We start from the raw sequence: 15859 nt of genomic DNA, 5'->3' as shown, positions 1-15859 counted from the left end.
AATTTAATGGCATAAATTTGCTAAAACAACACTTAAATATACATTAACACCATATTTTGATAAAACTTCTTTTGCTTCATTTAAAGTTGTACCTGTGGTTTTAATATCATCAACTAAAATTACATCAATTTTTTCCTCTCCCTTATATTTAAAATTTCTAGGGTTATTTAATCTAAATTCAAGTGATTTTCCGGCATATTTTACTTTATTGGTGGACTGCAGGGAATTAAAAATAGGTGTCAAAAATTCAGTTTTCATTGAATTGGCCAAAATAGCGGTATGTGAAAAGCCTTTTTCAATATTATCATCAATCGGAATTACAAAAAATTTTTCAGAAATGGTTTTGGCAAAAATTTTAAATGAATTATTTGCTAATATTTTAAATATCTTATCTCCAAATTTTTCATATTTAAATTTTATAAGCCATTCTATTTCTTCGTATTCATAAAAACTAACAATATTATCTTTTATTTTTATTTCCGGTTTTAAAAATTGTTTTTGACAATTTTTACAAATGACCTCAAAACTGAAATTCTTACAAATCAAACATTTAAAAATCTTCGTCCTTTGGTTTATGTTTAAATAAAAGATAAAGGGCTATTGCCGCACCGATACTAAATATCAACCCCCCAATTAAAACAAGTCTGTCATTTCCGGCACTGGTGCCTCCCATTATCATACCTATTGAAAAAAACATAATTAAAGCCGCACTGACTCCCAGTTTTTCACCTTTTGTCAATTTTCTATTTTTGTAATCATCCATTATTCCCCTTTAAAATGAATTAAGTAATTATATTTTAATAGATCCTGTTTATTTTCACATTCTGTAATTGAAATATATTCTCCTGAATTGTAAAAAATTGAATGCTGGTCAAATTCTTTTGCAATATTAATCGCATCTTTTTTCTCTATATCATAAACAATAAAAGAATATTCACTATGATGAAATAATTCTCCTATACTGGAATAATATTCATATCCGAAACTTTTTATAATAACTTCCAATTCTGTGTTTTTCAAAAAATTTAAAAAATCATTTAAAATCAAATCCTTCGGATTATGTGCTGTAATGATTGCAAATTTTCTTTTTAATAAATCATAATCATCCGGGATAAACTGAAAAGATATCCATTTCCTGCCTTCTATTGAATTAATTAAAAACTTAGTGTATTTAAGGTAATCTTTATATTTTCTTTTAAAATCAAGTACAATTTCATCATCTACCATTAATGCGTCCTCGGCTTCATCATAAATACATTTCCCTTTATAATCTCCTATCCCTATTACATTAAAACGCATTTTAACCTTTCATAGTTTTTTTTCATTTTACTCAATTTTTTTTATTTTATCAATATGATATAATTCATAACAATAATTCATAAACGGAGTTAATAATGAAAAAGATATTGTTTGTATTAATGATAATTTTATTCAGCGGTTGTTCAATAAAGTCGGCTTTTAAACATGATCCTTTTTATGAAAAAACATTAAAATATACGCAAAAAGGACAAATAATTAATTCACTCGAAACAAAAGCATTAATTGATTCAGTTTATTTAAACAATCTGTATAAAAACAAATTTTCAAATCCAACATTTTTAATAGGTGTATATAATGACTTTGACAATCAATTAACAAACAATGAATTTTCAATAACTTTAAACCAGCAAAAACCTATTAAGATTTCTAAAAAAATACCTGATTTTATCTTATATAAAAATTTTCCGTTTTATAACTCCTGGATGACATATTATATTGTTGAATTTCCAAAAACAAACAAACCTTATACTTTGGAATATAAAAGTAAGCACTGGGGAGAAACAAAACTTATCTTTTAAAAAGTTTATGTAAAGATATGTTTTTATCTCCAAAAATATGGGAATAAATTATATAATTGGTAATAACTTTTTTTCCGTATTCCCTTGACTCATCATAAGGCACAAGCTCCATACTTAAAAACGGTTCATACTCTCCCTCATATGTAAAATTTGGCATTACTTTTCTTTTTACAAAGCCTATTCCCCCGTTATAAGCATAAGCGACCATTAATGGATTGTTTAATTTTGAAAAAAGCCATTTTAAATGTTTAACCCCAAGTCTTATATTTTCATTATAATCAAACTGGTTAAAAACATTCCCTTCCATTGACCTGATTAAAAACGGCATTATTTGCATAGTCCCCAGTGCATAGCTTCTGCTGACAACTGCCGGAATAAATCTGCTCTCCTGCCTTGCGATTGAATAAACAAAAGATTTAAAACTGGTATTTTTATCATTATAAATATCAGGGGTTATAAAAATGTTGACTTTATAATGAAAAGCTTTATCCAAAACAAGTGCTTTCAGGGCAACTTCATTTTTATTGTCGAGTTTTTTTGCAAATTTAAACAAATCCTTTTGTTTTTTCAAATCATCAAAAAACCTTAATACATCCCATGGATTGGATTCATTATATTCAATTATTTTTGCTGAATTATAAATTATTTTATTTTTTATAAAAAATTTTTTATTTACCATCTCATATACCCAAAGAGTGTAAAAATCAATTCTATTCCTTTTAAGCAAGGCATTTAAATATTTTTTCTCTTTTGTTAAAAGCCAAAGCCAAAAATCTGTTTTAGAAGTTTTTTTCATATTTTCTAAAATATTAACTGCAAGTTTTACTCGGTTTTGTTTTATAGCATTTAAAAACAGCCACCATTTGGTTTTGTCATCAAATTTTTTATAATCGATATTTAAAAGAGACTTTGAAATTTTTCGTAAATTGTTTAATACAGCCTGTTTTACAAACAGGTAAAAATATCTGTCTTCAAAAATAGAAAAATCTTTAATTTTTTGATCAATTCTTTTATCGGGAAATTGCAAAATAAAATAATATCCCAAATCCCTGTTTTTAAAAACAGTTGAAAAATCATTGTCAATAAAACATTTTATCGCTTCTTTTATTTTTCCGTTAGGTAATTTTGTATATAAATTTATTAATCTCTTTTTATCAAGTTTTGAAATAGTTTTAAGCGACAGACCACCGTCTTGAATACAGGAAATATCAACCTCGTTTAAATATTCTTTTTTTACATTTATGCATTTATAAATGTTTTCAAACATTGAATTTTTTTTGGCTAATATTTTTAAATGCAAAAAAGGTTTTGGTTTATACAAAGAATTATATGCTTTATAGGCTAAAACAGTGGAATTTGTTTCTTTCATAAATTCTGTCAGATAAAAATCTCTTACATAACTTTTGGGATGGGTTAAAATAGTTGAAAGATTTAAGGAAAAAAGAAAAAGGGGAACAATTAAAAAAATCATAAGCTTATAATTATATTATTTATGAGAATTTGCAAAAATTCCAAAGCTAATATTAAAATAATAGGGGCAATATCAAACCCTCCGAAGCGGGTTGGTATATAGCGTCTTATCCATCTGTATACAGGTTCTGTCACATTCCATAAAAACTGAACTATGGGATTATACGGATTTGGCTGAACCCATGTAATAAGTGCAGCTATAATAACAACCCAAATATAAATACTGATTATTAGATTAATGAATTGTAAAATAGATATCAAAATTGCATTCAAATTATCTCCTTTTTATTATCTCTTTAAGATACGGCTTCATTGTGTCATATAAATCTTTAATTTCAGGGCCATGCTTTTCATTTATTAATAATTCCCTAAGTGGCATAAACAATTTTTTACCTTTTAGAGAAGTGTTTTTCATAAGGCGTTTTTTAAAATCATCATAATTTTCTTCCAATTCAGAATTTAAAATTTCTTCTTTTAAAATATCTCTTTCATTTTTAAATTCTTCATCTCCGCTTCTTTGAAAGATTTTATCAAATTTTTCTTTTATCTCTTTTAAAGTGGAACTTTCATCTCTTAAAATTTTAAGCAAATCTTCATAAATCTCATTTACTCCTAAAATTTTTGATAAATTATTTATTTTTTTCAAATGCTCTTTGTTTATAAATTTAAGCTTTTCTATATCAAATTTGGCAGGGGCCTTTGAAATTTTAGTCAAATCAAAAAAATCAATTGCTTCTTCTAAAGTAAAAATTTCTTTTTCAAAACTGTTTCCAAGAAGTATTAAGTAATTTGCAATTGCCTCAGGTAAAAAACCCTCATTAAGCAACCATTTGACACTGCTTGCATTATCCCTTTTACTCATTTTTTTACCCTCTTCATTTAAAATAATAGGCAAATGGGCATACTCTATTTCTTTATCATAACCAAGTAATTTTCTGATATGAATTTGTTTTGGGGTATTACTTAAATGGTCTTCACCTCTTATAACCAAAGAAATATCATAAATCATATCATCAATTGCACAAGCAAAATTATATGTCGGAGTTTTATCAGCTCTTAAAATTATAAAACTGTCAACTTCAAACGGAGAAAATTCCATTTCACCTTTTATTAAATCATTAAATTTTATATTATTTTCCGGTTTTTTTATTCTAACTACATATTCTTTATTTTCAGCAATATATTTTCTTAAGGTTTTTTCATCCAAATATTCACATTTTCCGGAATATCTATATGGTCTTTTTTCTATTTTCGCTTTTTCTCTTTCAAATTTTATATCTTCTTCACTGCAAAAACATGCAAAAGCTTTTTTTTCTTTTAAAAGCTTATTTGCCATTTCCCTATGCAAATGAAAATTATTTGACTGATAAACCACCTCATCATATTCGATTCCAAAAAGATTCAAAATTTCAAGTATTTCTTTATCTTTGCCTTCAATATTCCTCTGCTTATCGGTATCTTCTATTCTGATTAAATATTTTTCGCCTTTTTGTTTTGCAACTATATAATTAAATATTGCAACTCTTAAATTTCCTATATGCATATCTCCTGTCGGACTTGGCGCAAATCTTAACATAAATCTCCTTAATCTAAAATTTCTTCGCTAAAAATCAATATTTCTTTTACTTCTTTGTTTTCTATGATACATTCAGCCAATTTATTAAATTCTTCAAACAGTTTTCTGGCATTTTGCTCAACATTTAATAATTTATTATAATACCAATCGCTATTTTCTTTTGTAACGCCTTCTTTTTCAATTTTTTCAACCACTTTTTCACCCAATTCATGCATTTTTTGGTGATATTCAATAATTGCTTTGTAATTTTTGCATTTTTCAATTACTGATTTAATTTTAGAATTATCAAGCCATTTACCTAAAATACAATTATGTGCATTTATATTTTTTAAACCGTCTAAGATTTTTTCTCTTGTAACAGACGCATACAAATTTGATTTATATACAATATGGTGAATTACAAAAGAAATAAACAAAATTTTAAGAGCGTTTTCTTCTGAAATCAGATCGACTTCATTTAAATCTTTTTGCAATATATTAATTAATTCTTCAAATTTTACTAAAGTTTCGTGAGATTTAGATGAAATATTAACAACCTGCTCAGTATTTTCTGAAATATTCATAAACTGCTGTTGAAGTGTCTGGATTGTAATGGCAATCTCATTTGTGGCTTTTTGAGTTTTTTCCGCAAGTTCTCTAACATTATCGGCAACAACGGCAAAACCTCTGCCGTGCTCCCCTGCCCTTGCAGCTTCTATTGCTGCATTCAGAGCTAATAAATTAGTCTGATCCGCAATATCTTTAATAAGTTCTACAATATTTGAAATCGAGCTTATATGTTCAGACATCTCCCTAATTTCCCTGCTTGTTTCTTCAACTTTTACAGAAAGCTCATCAAAATCACCCCTTGTTTTCTGCATAATTTGATAAGTTTCATTGGCATTATTTGTAGATTGCTGGACTTTATCTGCTATTTCTTTAAATGCCTTATCAATTGTTAACACATTATTTGCAACTCTTTGCAAATTGGCAGGAACACCGCCGTCGATTTTCGTAAATTTTTCCCCCAGACTCGCCACCATTTCCACTTTTTTGGATATTTTAAGAGATTCTATAGCTTTTTCAAATTCAAGTGCAACTTTTTTAAATTCTCCATGAAGGCCGTTTGGCATTACATATCTATAATCATCCCCGTTTATAATTGCTTTTATTGTATTTTCTGATTCTCTGAGCAAATCTTCAATCTGGTCCAACATTTCGTTTATATTCCAACCGATTTTTTCTTCCAAAGTTTTATCATCTTCCAAAATTATCCTGTGATAAAGCTCTCCATTATATGCTTTTTCGACAATATTATTTATTTTCTCAAGTTCTTCATTAGAATGGCTTTTTTCCTGTTTTGGCAGCCAAAAAAACATACTTACAATAACAGCTACAACAGATGCGATATATTCCCCTCTATATGCTAAATAAACGGCTAATAAAACTGATACAATTGTCGCGGTTATTTCTTTTATTTTATTCATTATTTAATCCTTTTGCAATTCAAAAACTAATTTATGATATTTTTCTATTACATTCTCATCATCAGCATTTAATATTTCTTTTAACAACTCATAACTTGCAGCCATACCTCCGCTTTTCTCGGCTTCTACCAGTTGCAGATAGATTGGTTCTAAAAATTCAATTCCCCTTCTGCTAGGCTTTTTTCTAAAAGATGTATATCCCACAATTCTTCCATTTAAATCAAAATCAGGGGTAATATATGCAAGCACCCAGTAAAATCCACCGTCTTTTCTCAAATTTTTTACAAATCCGAAAAATTCTTTTCCACTTTGAATTAAATCCCAGAGTATTTTAAAAGCAATTTTTGGCATATGGGGATGTCTGATAATATTATGATTGGCTCCAATCAGTTCAAATCTGTTCCAGCCTGCCGCTTCCACGAAAATTCTGTTACAGTAGGTAATATAACCTTTTGTATCGGTTTTACTTACAATAAAATCATCATCTTTTAACACATATTCTTTATTGATCAGATTTTTGGGCGCATCTAATTTGCTGAGCCTTTTACCGGCATTTAGCTTCTCTTTTATTCTCTCTTCACTCATTTTTTATTCCTTCTTAAAACGGTTTAAATACTGCTAGTACAATCATAATTATAAACAAAATATAATTTAAAAAATACAAAATTTCATAAAATTTTAATGAAAATCTTTTTTTTGTAAAAATTAAATAAACATTTTCAAGCATTACAAATATAAAAACAGAAAGTTTTACATGAAGCCAAACACCGCTTTTTGCGACAACAGGATTTAATAATATAAGTTTGGTACCGTCAATTAAAAGGAGCAGCATAAAAACAATACTCAAAATTGCAAATAATTTTGTTTGAAAATTCGACTGTAAAGATTTAATAAATTGCAGAAAAAATACTCCGTAACTGAAGAATAATACAATGTGTAGCCCGTATAAAAAATAGTACATTTTCCAAGCCTTTTTTAAGGTTATATTAACAAAAATAACACCAAAAGTAAACATTTATTCATTTCAAGAAAAAGAATGAAAAAACAGAGGAAAATTTACAAAAAATTAACTATTTCATATACCCCGCAGAGGGGTTAAAATTATTTGTGGTATCTTCCTACTTCCTGACCATTTGATTTAACTACTACGAAATCTCCGTCTATATCAAATTCTATTTTATCTCCGTCTTTAACTTTTCCTTCAAGAATAAGTTCTGCCAATGTATCTTCAATAACTTCAGCCATTGCTCTTTTTAATGGTCTTGCACCAAATACCGGGTCAAATCCGACTTCTGCGATAAAATCTTTTGCATTTTCGCTTAATTCTAAATCAATATCTCTTTCAGCAAGTCTTGCTTTAATTTTTCTAAGTAATATTTCAACAATTTCTTTAACCTGTTCTTTTCCTAGTGGATTAAATACAACTACATCATCAAGTCTGTTTAAGAATTCTGGTTTCATTCTTCTTTTAAGTTCTGCCCAAACAGCTTCTTTTCTTGCTTCTGGATCTTTGATTTCCATAATAATATCGCTTGCAATGTTACTTGTTAAGATAATAATAGTATTTTTAAAATCGACTGTTACACCTTTATTATCTGTAAGTCTTCCGTCATCAAGCACCTGTAATAATATGTTAAATACATCAGGGTGTGCTTTTTCAATTTCGTCAAATAAAATAACGCTGTAAGGTCTTCTTCTCACAGCTTCTGTTAACTGTCCGCCTTCTTCATATCCTACATATCCAGGAGCAGCACCGATTAATTTTGATACACTTATTTTATCCATATATTCACTCATATCAAATCTTATCATTGCTTTTTCATCATCAAATAAAAATCTTGCTAATGTTTTTGCTGTCTCAGTCTTACCAACCCCAGTTGGTCCTAAGAACATAAAGCTACCAATTGGTCTGTTTGGATCTCCAAGACCTGCTTTGTTTCTCTTAATTGCTCTAGCAACAGCTTTAATAGCCTCATCCTGACCAACAACCCATTTTTTAAGCTCATCTTCAATATGAAGTATTTTTTCAAGTTCGCTTTGTAACATCTTACTAACAGGAATTCCTGTCCATTTACTAACAACATCGGCAACCGCTTCTTCATCAACCGCATTTTTAAGAAGTGTTCCCTCTTTTTGCATTTCTTCCCATTTTTTCTCAAGCTCTTCCACTTTTTTTCTGAGTTCTACGATTTTTCCGTATTCAATTTCGGCAGCTTTTGTAAAGTCGCCTTCTCTTTTTGCAATTTCAGCCTGAGTTTTAAGCTTTTCAATTTCTTCTTTGGTTTCTGCTATTGATTTTAATACTCTTTTTTCCTCTTCAAATTTGCTTTCAAGTTTTCTTTTTTCTTCTTCAAGATTTGCAAGTTCTTTCTCTATCTCTTGTAATCTCTTTTGAATTTTTTCTTTATTGCTACTGCTTTCAATTTCAAGTTGAAGCGCTTCTTTTTCAACCATTAACTGTTCTATTTCTCTTTTAATTTTTGCAAGTTCAAATGGCTCAGATTCAATCTGCATTCTAATTTCTGCCGCAGCTTCATCAATTGCATCAATTGCTTTGTCCGGTAAAAATCTATCAGAAATATATCTGTCTGTTAATTTCGCAGCAGCAACCAGTGCTTCATCTTTAATCAACACCTGATGGTGTGCTTCTAGCCTTTCTTTAAGACCTCTTAAGATTCTGATTGCTTCATTTACACTTGGTTCATTTACCATTACTGGCTGGAATCTTCTTTGAAGAGCTGCATCTTTTTCAAAATATTTTCTATATTCTTTAAGTGTTGTAGCACCGATAGTTCTAAGCTCTCCTCTTGCAAGTGCTGGTTTTAAAATATTTGCCGCATCCATGCTACCTTCACTAGCCCCTGCCCCTACAATGGTATGAATTTCATCTATGAATAAAATTACATCCGGATTTGCTTTTACCTCATCCACAACAGCTTTAAGTCTATCTTCAAATTCACCTCTGTATTTTGCCCCGGCAATTAATGCAGTCATGTCAAGTGCAATAATCCTTCTGTTTTGTAAACTTGTCGGCACTTCTTTTTTTACAATTCTTTGAGCCAAACCTTCTACAAGAGCTGTTTTACCAACACCAGGTTCTCCGAGCAAAATCGGATTGTTTTTGGTTTTTCTAATTAAAATTTGAGTCATTCTGTTTATTTCTTCATCTCTACCGATTACTGGGTCAAGTTCACCTGCTCTTGCTTTTGCAGTCAAATCAATTCCGTATTTGTTAAGTGCATCAAGATTTTCATCCGCACTTTTACTTTCAATTTTTTTATCCCCTCTTATAGCTTCAAGTGTTTTTTTAAGCTCAAATATGTCTACGTATTTTCCAATTGTGTCTTTGAAACTGTCTAGGTTTGCAATTAACCAAGTATCAACAGCTATATATTTATCTCCAAATCTTGTAGCAAGTGCTTCTGCATTTTGTAAACTTTGAATAAGTTCTCTTCCGATTCTTATCGATTCTTTTGTAATATTGTCTACTTTTGGCAAATTATCAACAGCACTTTTTATTTCAAGTTCTATTGCGGTTTTATCTACACCCATCTTATTAAACGCTTGGTTTAAAACTGTATTTGTATTTGTAATAAGTCCCCAAACCACATGTAATGGGTGTACCTCCGGGTTTTTATTATGAAGTGCTAGACTTAGCCCGCTCTCAATTGCCTCCATCATTTGATTTGTTAATTTTTCGAATAGTTTTTCCATATTCTCCTCCTTAAAAGTTTTAGTTACTGTTATTATATCAAATTGAGTGTCTTTGTGTCAAGTTTTTTAATTAAAAAATTTTTATTTTTTTAACTTTTTTTTTATTAATAAAATCATGATTGAGTGCTTTTTATTTTTAAATTTTATTTTTAATTGAAATTTATTAACAAATATAATAGAATTCCAATAAAAAGGAATTTAATGAAAAAATTTTTACTATCTGTTTTTATGATAGTTTCCTTATTTGCTGAAACTAAAGAAACCCGTCTTGCAGCTTATGAAAAATTTGTAAAAGTAGTAAATATTATTGAAGCTTATTATGTAGATGAATTAAATACTACTACTATTATAAATAAAGCTCTAAAAGGTCTTCTGCCAAATCTTGACCCTCATTCAAGCTATTTGGACAAAAAAGCTTATGAAGATTTAAAAGTTCAAACAACAGGTGAATTTGGAGGACTGGGAGTTGTAATAGGGATAAGAAATGGTGTTTTAACCGTTATTTCACCTATTGATGACACTCCTGCATACAAAGCTGGTTTAAAAGCCGGAGATATTATTTTAAAAATAAATGGAAAAGCCACACTTGATTTAACATTGGATGAAGATGTTAACTTAATGAGGGGAAAACCTGGAACAAAAGTAACACTTACAATCGTAAGGGGCGGTAAAACATTTGATGTAACCATTACAAGGGCTATCATAAAAATAAAATCAGTAAAAACCTATGCTTTACAAAATTATCCAGAAATTGAATATATCAGAATAAGCAGTTTTGATAAAAATGTAGTAAGTTCATTAAAAAAAGCACTTAAAAATCTTAAAAAATATCATAAAAAAGGTATTATAATTGACCTTAGAAACAATCCGGGAGGTCTTTTAAACCAGGCAGTTGGAACTCTTGATCTATTTATCGATAAAGGTGTTTTAGTTTCTCAAAAAGGAAGAGTTTCAAGCGAAAATCAGGTGTTTTATGCACATTCAAGCGGAACTTATAAGAATATACCTATTGTAGTATTAGTAAATGGCGGAAGTGCGAGTGCTAGTGAAATAGTAAGCGGAGCACTGCAGGATCATAAAAGGGCTGTAATCGTAGGTGAAACAACCTTTGGAAAAGGAAGTGTTCAGGCGATTTTACCTATAAATAAAAATGAAGCGGTTAGGCTCACTGTCGCAAGATATTATCTTCCTAGCGGCAGAACAATTCAGGCAAAAGGTGTTGTTCCCGATATAATAGTTCATCCTGCAAAAATTGAAAAAGAAAAAAATGAAAATGCTTTAATTAAAGAATCTGAACTTAAAAATCATTTAAGAGCTGAACTTAACAAAAATAAAAAAACTAAAAAAACAAAATATAATCAAAAAATTAAAAAATTGGACAATGATTTACAACTTTTAACCGGTGCTAATATTTTAAAAGCATTAATAATAGCCAAACAAGGAGAATAAATGAAACTTTTATATGAAGGAAAAGCAAAAAAAATTTATGAAGCTGATAATCCAAATGAAGTAATATGCGAATTTAAAGATTCACTTACGGCTTTTAACGGAGAAAAAGCGGCAAGTGAAAGCGGAAAAGGCGAATTAAACTGTGCAATTACCACTCTTATTTTCAAAGCTCTTGAAAAAGAAGGAATCCCGACACATTTAATTAAACAGATAGATAGTACTAAATTGCTTGTTAAAAAAGTCGATATAATTCCTATAGAAGTGGTCGTAAGAAATATTGCGGCGGGAAGTTTATCAAAAAGATTGGGACTTAAAGAAGGGGAGAAATTACCATTTACAATTGTTGAATTTTATTATAAAAATGATGATTTAAACGATCCTTTAATTAATGATGACCATGCAATGATACTTAATTTAGTAAATGACAGAAAAGAACTTGATATTCTAAGAGAATATGGAAGAAAAATAAATGAATTTTTAACTAAATTTTTTGATAAAATTGGACTTACATTAGTAGATTTCAAAGTGGAATTTGGAAAAGATAAAGACGGGCATATAATTTTAGCTGATGAAATTACACCTGATAGTTGCAGATTATGGGACAAAAAAACAGGAAAAAAAATGGATAAAGACCTTTTTAGATTTGATTTAGGTGATATAAAAGAAGCGTATACCGAAATATTAAAAAGATTAAAGGAAGTAAAATGAAAATAGCTGTAAATGTTCATTTAAAAAAGGGAGTTTTGGATCCTCAGGGAAAAGCGGTATTACATGCACTTGAAACTCTCGGATTTACAGATGTAAAAGATGTAAGGGTTGGAAAACAGATTATAATAGATATTGATACCGCAGACAAAAAAAAAGCAATTGAAGAAGCAAAAAAAATGGCAGACGAATTACTTGCAAACCCAGTAATTGAAAATTATGAAATTGAGGTAAAATAATGTTAGTAGGAGTTGTTGTTTTTCCAGGAACAAACTGCGACAGAGACACAAAATGGGCATTTGAAAGAATCGGGGCCAAAGCAGAATTTATATGGCATACAGATAAATTAAAAGATTATGATTTAGTGGTGCTCCCTGGCGGTTTCAGTTATGGGGATTATTTAAGAAGTGGAGCGATTGCGAGATTTTCTCCCATTATGCAGGATGTTACAGAATATGCAAAAAAAGGTGGATACGTTTTAGGAATTTGTAACGGGTTTCAAATTTTACTTGAGTCACACTTACTTCCAGGCGCAATGACAAGAAATGAAAATTTGCATTTTATATCAAAATTTCATCATTTAAAAGTAATTGATAATAACAATAAATTTTTACAAAATTTTGAAGTGGGGGATATTATAAATATTCCTATAGCCCATGCCGAGGGAAATTATAAAGTAGATGAAGAGACTCTTAAAAAAATGTATGACAATGGACAGGTTTTACTTAAATACTGTGATAAAAACGGAAACGAACTAAATCCAAACGGAAGTATTGACTCAATTGCCGGAATCTGTAATGAAAATAAAAATGTATTCGGTCTGATGCCCCATCCAGAAAGAGCAATGGAAAGTATATTGGGCGGAGTTGACGGAATAAAAATGCTTGAAGGATTTTTAAAGTGAAAAAATTTTTTATTCTTTTATTCATTCCTTTTATACTTTTTGCTTATAAAGTGGATATACAAAAATGGAAAAGTTATAAAACCTTTTATAATTTCTTAAAACAAAACAATCTTCCGCTGTCAATATATTATAATCTACCTATAAATCTGAAAAGATACGTAAGATTTATTCCACAAAATGAAACAATTTTCTTATTAAAAGAAAACAACGATTTTAAAGAAGCCCTTATTCCTATAAACAGTGAAAAACAGCTTCAGATAATAAAAACAGACAATAAATATAATACAAAAATTATTCCTATAATTTATAATGAAGAAAGAAAAGAAGTTCAGGTTACAATAGATAACTATTTAAGTTATGATTTATACAAAGCAACTCATCTTAGTATTTTAACCAATAAAATAATTGATATTTTTAATGACAGAGTTAATTTCAGAACTCTTCCTAAAGGTACAACCATTACAGTTGTATATAATGCCAAAAAAAGATTTTCAGAAATTAAAGATGTAAAAATATTATATGCCCAGATAAAAAATAATTTTTATACAATTAATGCTTTTTTAAATCCTTATGACGGAAGATATTATGATGAAAAAGGAAAAAGTCTAAAAGGAATGTTTTTAAAAGCACCTCTGAGATATAAAAGGATTTCATCAAAATTTGGAATGAGGTTTCATCCTATTTTACACAAATGGAGAATGCATGACGGAGTAGATTTTGTAAACAAAATAGGAACCCCGATTCATGCAGTGGCTGATGGAAAAATAATATATAAAGGCTGGATCAGAGGATATGGAAGAAGTGTTAAAATAAGACACAAAAACGGTTATATTACATTATATGCACATCTTCACGGATGGCCAAGAGGAATTTATGTGGGTAAATGGGTAAAACAAGGAACAGTTATAGGATATCTTGGCAATAGTGGACTTTCAACCGGACCGCATCTTCATTTTGGAGTTATGCATAACGGAAAATGGATAAACCCTTTAAAATTAAAACATAACGTTAAAATCACTCTTTATGGTAAGCAAAGAAAAAAATTTTTAGCATATATCAATAAATTTTCCAAAGAAAACAACATCGCTTTAAAATGAGATTTCTTCTTTTTTTAATTTTTTTTATAAACCTTTGGGCTAACAATTTAATAATTACATATCCAAATTTAAAAAAATATTATTATAAAAATCAGATCGTAAACTTACAAATAAAAATACTTACACCTAAAAATGATGAAATAAATTTTTCTTTAAATAAAGGGGAATTAAATATAACCAAACAGCCTTATATTTATTTATTAAACATAAAATTTAAAAATGATTTAAATAATTCATTAACTCTGTTATCCAGAGATTTCAATAAAACAATAAAATTAAATAATCTGTTTCAAACAAAAACAATCGATAAAATTCCAAATTTTTGTAATGTAATTGCAGACAAATTAAAAATTTATAATCCAATTTCGACTTTAACCGATAACAGAATTTTATTATCTTTTACAATCAAAACTGTAAATGGCAATTTAAAAGATTTTAAAATAAATAATGATGAAAATTTAACCGTTATAAATAATGATGAAGCAACTTATTATACATATTTGCCAATAAACACTAAAAAATTTACTTTTTATTATTTTAATACACTAGATGAAAATTACAAAAAAATAACTGTTCCGATCGTTTTAAAAGAAGAAACAATAAGCACTCAAACAGATATAAATCCTGAAGAAAAAACTTTTTTTACACCGTTTAATATATTAATATTAGTTATAATTGCTTTTTTTATAATAATATTTTTAATTTATCAAAATATTTTAATATTAATAATACCTATTATTCTATCGGCTTATTTAATATTAACTGTTTTACCAAAAGGTGAAAAAATTTTAAAAAAAGATTCGCCAGTTAAAATTTTACCTACACAAAATTCGACAATATTCTATAGACCGATAGTAGATACCAAAGTTAAAATTTTAAATAAAACCAAAAATTACACGAAAATAAAAATCGATGGGAAAATAGGATGGGTAAAAAATGAAAATCTTGAATAGTTTAGTTTCTTATTTTAAATTATTAAAGGGGGCTATTTGCATTTTTATAACAGGTGCATTATGCGGAATAGACCCGAAAAATGAATTAAAATACAGAAAAAAATGCTCGCATATTCTAACAGATATGATCGCAAAAGAAATAATCATAGAAGGTGAAATAGATAAAAATGCAAATATATTTTTAGGCAATCATACAAATAACCTTGATATTGCATTACTTGAATCTGTTATAGATGAAAAAATTATTTGGATTGCAAAAGCAGAACTTGGTAAAATTCCGGTTGTAAAATATATGGTTACAAAAACAGATATGATTTTAGTAGACAGGACAAATAAAGCTTCTACTATCAAAATGATAAGGGAAATAAAAGAGAGGATAAAAAGAAATTTAAAAATTGCCGCTTTTCCTGAAGGTACAAGAAATAAAAAAGACCCGACAAAACTGTTACCTTTTAAAAAAGGATTAAAAGGCGTAGTTGAAAAATTAAATTTAAAAGTTCAGCCGTTTGTTATAATAAATTTACCTTTTGCATTTAAAAACAAACCTTTTAGAATAGAAAAACAAACCATAAAAGTAATATTTTTACCGTCTTTTTATCCAAAAGACAATCCAAACTGGTATGAAGATATGAGAAAAAAAATGCAGGAAATTTTAGATAAAGAATATAATAATACAAAAGGATAAAA

18 protein-coding genes are annotated in these 15859 nt (G+C 28.5%); 8 read left to right on the top strand and 10 right to left on the bottom strand.

All coding sequences use genetic code 11. From position 1 onward, the window contains the following. Positions 1 to 3 precede the first annotated feature (3 nt). Genes LNAT_RS06585 through LNAT_RS06575 form a run of 3 tightly spaced genes read right to left on the bottom strand, consistent with a single transcriptional unit; the run spans position 4 to position 1299 of the window. Entirely contained in the window at positions 4 to 546 is a 543-nt protein-coding gene (locus LNAT_RS06585; RefSeq protein WP_096259624.1) for a ComF family protein, read from the bottom strand. Between the two features lie 4 nt (positions 547 to 550). Further along, positions 551 to 763 carry a hypothetical protein gene (locus tag LNAT_RS06580; RefSeq protein WP_096259622.1) on the bottom strand — a complete coding sequence of 71 codons (213 nt, stop codon included), beginning with the start codon at positions 761 to 763 and terminating at the stop codon, positions 551 to 553. Continuing rightward, on the bottom strand, positions 763 to 1299 hold the full coding sequence (locus LNAT_RS06575) for a DUF3293 domain-containing protein (RefSeq protein WP_096259620.1): 537 nt from the start codon (positions 1297 to 1299) through the stop codon (positions 763 to 765). The genes LNAT_RS06580 and LNAT_RS06575 overlap by 1 nt, the downstream gene beginning before the upstream one ends. A 95-nt stretch (positions 1300 to 1394) precedes the next feature. On the opposite strand from LNAT_RS06575, the gene LNAT_RS06570 reads away from it, so the two are divergent. After that, entirely contained in the window at positions 1395 to 1838 is a 444-nt protein-coding gene (locus tag LNAT_RS06570) for a hypothetical protein (protein ID WP_096259618.1), read from the top strand. On the opposite strand, the gene LNAT_RS06565 is transcribed toward LNAT_RS06570, so the two are convergent. From LNAT_RS06565 to LNAT_RS08950, 7 genes are all read right to left on the bottom strand, one after another. Continuing rightward, complete coding sequence (locus LNAT_RS06565) at positions 1828 to 3309, bottom strand: lytic transglycosylase domain-containing protein (RefSeq protein ID WP_096259616.1); 1482 nt, start codon at positions 3307 to 3309, stop codon at positions 1828 to 1830. The genes LNAT_RS06570 and LNAT_RS06565 overlap by 11 nt on opposite strands. After that, positions 3306 to 3581: a YggT family protein gene (locus LNAT_RS06560; RefSeq protein ID WP_096259614.1), complete on the bottom strand. Its 276-nt coding sequence runs from the start codon at positions 3579 to 3581 to the stop codon at positions 3306 to 3308. The genes LNAT_RS06565 and LNAT_RS06560 overlap by 4 nt, the downstream gene beginning before the upstream one ends. Before the next feature lies 1 nt (position 3582). Next, positions 3583 to 4884 carry a glutamate--tRNA ligase gene (gene gltX / locus LNAT_RS06555; protein WP_096259612.1) on the bottom strand — a complete coding sequence of 434 codons (1302 nt, stop codon included), beginning with the start codon at positions 4882 to 4884 and terminating at the stop codon, positions 3583 to 3585. A gap of 8 nt (positions 4885 to 4892) precedes the next feature. Then, positions 4893 to 6350 (bottom strand): methyl-accepting chemotaxis protein, encoded by a 1458-nt coding sequence (locus LNAT_RS08955; RefSeq protein ID WP_096259609.1) that lies wholly within the window; start codon positions 6348 to 6350, stop codon positions 4893 to 4895. A gap of 3 nt (positions 6351 to 6353) precedes the next feature. Next, positions 6354 to 6935, bottom strand: a complete 582-nt coding sequence (locus LNAT_RS06545; RefSeq protein ID WP_096259607.1) for a PAS domain-containing protein — start codon at positions 6933 to 6935, stop codon at positions 6354 to 6356. A 13-nt stretch (positions 6936 to 6948) separates the two neighbouring features. Next, on the bottom strand, positions 6949 to 7311 hold the full coding sequence (locus LNAT_RS06540) for a hypothetical protein (protein WP_096259605.1): 363 nt from the start codon (positions 7309 to 7311) through the stop codon (positions 6949 to 6951). A 140-nt stretch (positions 7312 to 7451) separates the two neighbouring features. After that, positions 7452 to 10064, bottom strand: coding sequence for an ATP-dependent Clp protease ATP-binding subunit (locus LNAT_RS08950; protein WP_096259603.1), 2613 nt, complete (start codon positions 10062 to 10064; stop codon positions 7452 to 7454). Between the two features lie 201 nt (positions 10065 to 10265). On the opposite strand from LNAT_RS08950, the gene LNAT_RS06530 reads away from it, so the two are divergent. The 7 genes from LNAT_RS06530 to LNAT_RS06500 are packed head-to-tail and all read left to right on the top strand — an operon-like array spanning position 10266 to position 15857. Next, entirely contained in the window at positions 10266 to 11513 is a 1248-nt protein-coding gene (locus LNAT_RS06530) for a S41 family peptidase (RefSeq protein ID WP_096259601.1), read from the top strand. Further along, entirely contained in the window at positions 11514 to 12221 is a 708-nt protein-coding gene (purC, locus tag LNAT_RS06525; protein WP_096259599.1) for a phosphoribosylaminoimidazolesuccinocarboxamide synthase, read from the top strand. Then, complete coding sequence (gene purS, locus LNAT_RS06520) at positions 12218 to 12457, top strand: phosphoribosylformylglycinamidine synthase subunit PurS (protein ID WP_096259597.1); 240 nt, start codon at positions 12218 to 12220, stop codon at positions 12455 to 12457. The genes purC and purS overlap by 4 nt, the downstream gene beginning before the upstream one ends. Next, complete coding sequence (purQ, locus tag LNAT_RS06515) at positions 12457 to 13122, top strand: phosphoribosylformylglycinamidine synthase subunit PurQ (protein ID WP_096259595.1); 666 nt, start codon at positions 12457 to 12459, stop codon at positions 13120 to 13122. The genes purS and purQ overlap by 1 nt, the downstream gene beginning before the upstream one ends. After that, complete coding sequence (locus tag LNAT_RS06510) at positions 13119 to 14219, top strand: peptidoglycan DD-metalloendopeptidase family protein (protein WP_096259593.1); 1101 nt, start codon at positions 13119 to 13121, stop codon at positions 14217 to 14219. The genes purQ and LNAT_RS06510 overlap by 4 nt, the downstream gene beginning before the upstream one ends. Further along, positions 14216 to 15172 (top strand): hypothetical protein, encoded by a 957-nt coding sequence (locus LNAT_RS06505; RefSeq protein WP_096259592.1) that lies wholly within the window; start codon positions 14216 to 14218, stop codon positions 15170 to 15172. The genes LNAT_RS06510 and LNAT_RS06505 overlap by 4 nt, the downstream gene beginning before the upstream one ends. Continuing rightward, positions 15156 to 15857: a lysophospholipid acyltransferase family protein gene (locus tag LNAT_RS06500; protein WP_096259590.1), complete on the top strand. Its 702-nt coding sequence runs from the start codon at positions 15156 to 15158 to the stop codon at positions 15855 to 15857. Before LNAT_RS06505 ends, LNAT_RS06500 begins: the two co-directional genes overlap by 17 nt. Positions 15858 to 15859 lie beyond the last annotated feature (2 nt).

This window comes from Lebetimonas natsushimae (assembly GCF_002335445.1).
GTDB lineage: Bacteria > Campylobacterota > Campylobacteria > Campylobacterales > Nautiliaceae > Lebetimonas > Lebetimonas natsushimae.
Note: the sequence above shows the minus strand (reverse complement) of the source record. Positions and strands in the feature narration are given on the sequence as shown.

Excerpts from the sequence above, each read along its gene's own strand:
- LNAT_RS06580 (WP_096259622.1), bottom strand. The coding sequence starts at position 763 with ATGGATGATTACAAAAATAGAAAATTGACAAAAGGTGAAAAACTGGGA.
- LNAT_RS06575 (WP_096259620.1), bottom strand. The coding sequence starts at position 1,299 with ATGCGTTTTAATGTAATAGGGATAGGAGATTATAAAGGGAAATGTATT.
- LNAT_RS06570 (WP_096259618.1), top strand. The coding sequence starts at position 1,395 with ATGAAAAAGATATTGTTTGTATTAATGATAATTTTATTCAGCGGTTGT.
- LNAT_RS06565 (WP_096259616.1), bottom strand. The coding sequence starts at position 3,309 with ATGATTTTTTTAATTGTTCCCCTTTTTCTTTTTTCCTTAAATCTTTCA.
- gltX (WP_096259612.1), bottom strand. The coding sequence starts at position 4,884 with ATGTTAAGATTTGCGCCAAGTCCGACAGGAGATATGCATATAGGAAAT.
- LNAT_RS08955 (WP_096259609.1), bottom strand. The coding sequence starts at position 6,350 with ATGAATAAAATAAAAGAAATAACCGCGACAATTGTATCAGTTTTATTA.
- LNAT_RS06545 (WP_096259607.1), bottom strand. The coding sequence starts at position 6,935 with ATGAGTGAAGAGAGAATAAAAGAGAAGCTAAATGCCGGTAAAAGGCTC.
- LNAT_RS06540 (WP_096259605.1), bottom strand. The coding sequence starts at position 7,311 with ATGTACTATTTTTTATACGGGCTACACATTGTATTATTCTTCAGTTAC.
- LNAT_RS08950 (WP_096259603.1), bottom strand. The coding sequence starts at position 10,064 with ATGGAAAAACTATTCGAAAAATTAACAAATCAAATGATGGAGGCAATT.
- LNAT_RS06530 (WP_096259601.1), top strand. The coding sequence starts at position 10,266 with ATGAAAAAATTTTTACTATCTGTTTTTATGATAGTTTCCTTATTTGCT.
- purC (WP_096259599.1), top strand. The coding sequence starts at position 11,514 with ATGAAACTTTTATATGAAGGAAAAGCAAAAAAAATTTATGAAGCTGAT.
- purS (WP_096259597.1), top strand. The coding sequence starts at position 12,218 with ATGAAAATAGCTGTAAATGTTCATTTAAAAAAGGGAGTTTTGGATCCT.
- purQ (WP_096259595.1), top strand. The coding sequence starts at position 12,457 with ATGTTAGTAGGAGTTGTTGTTTTTCCAGGAACAAACTGCGACAGAGAC.
- LNAT_RS06505 (WP_096259592.1), top strand. The coding sequence starts at position 14,216 with ATGAGATTTCTTCTTTTTTTAATTTTTTTTATAAACCTTTGGGCTAAC.
- LNAT_RS06500 (WP_096259590.1), top strand. The coding sequence starts at position 15,156 with ATGAAAATCTTGAATAGTTTAGTTTCTTATTTTAAATTATTAAAGGGG.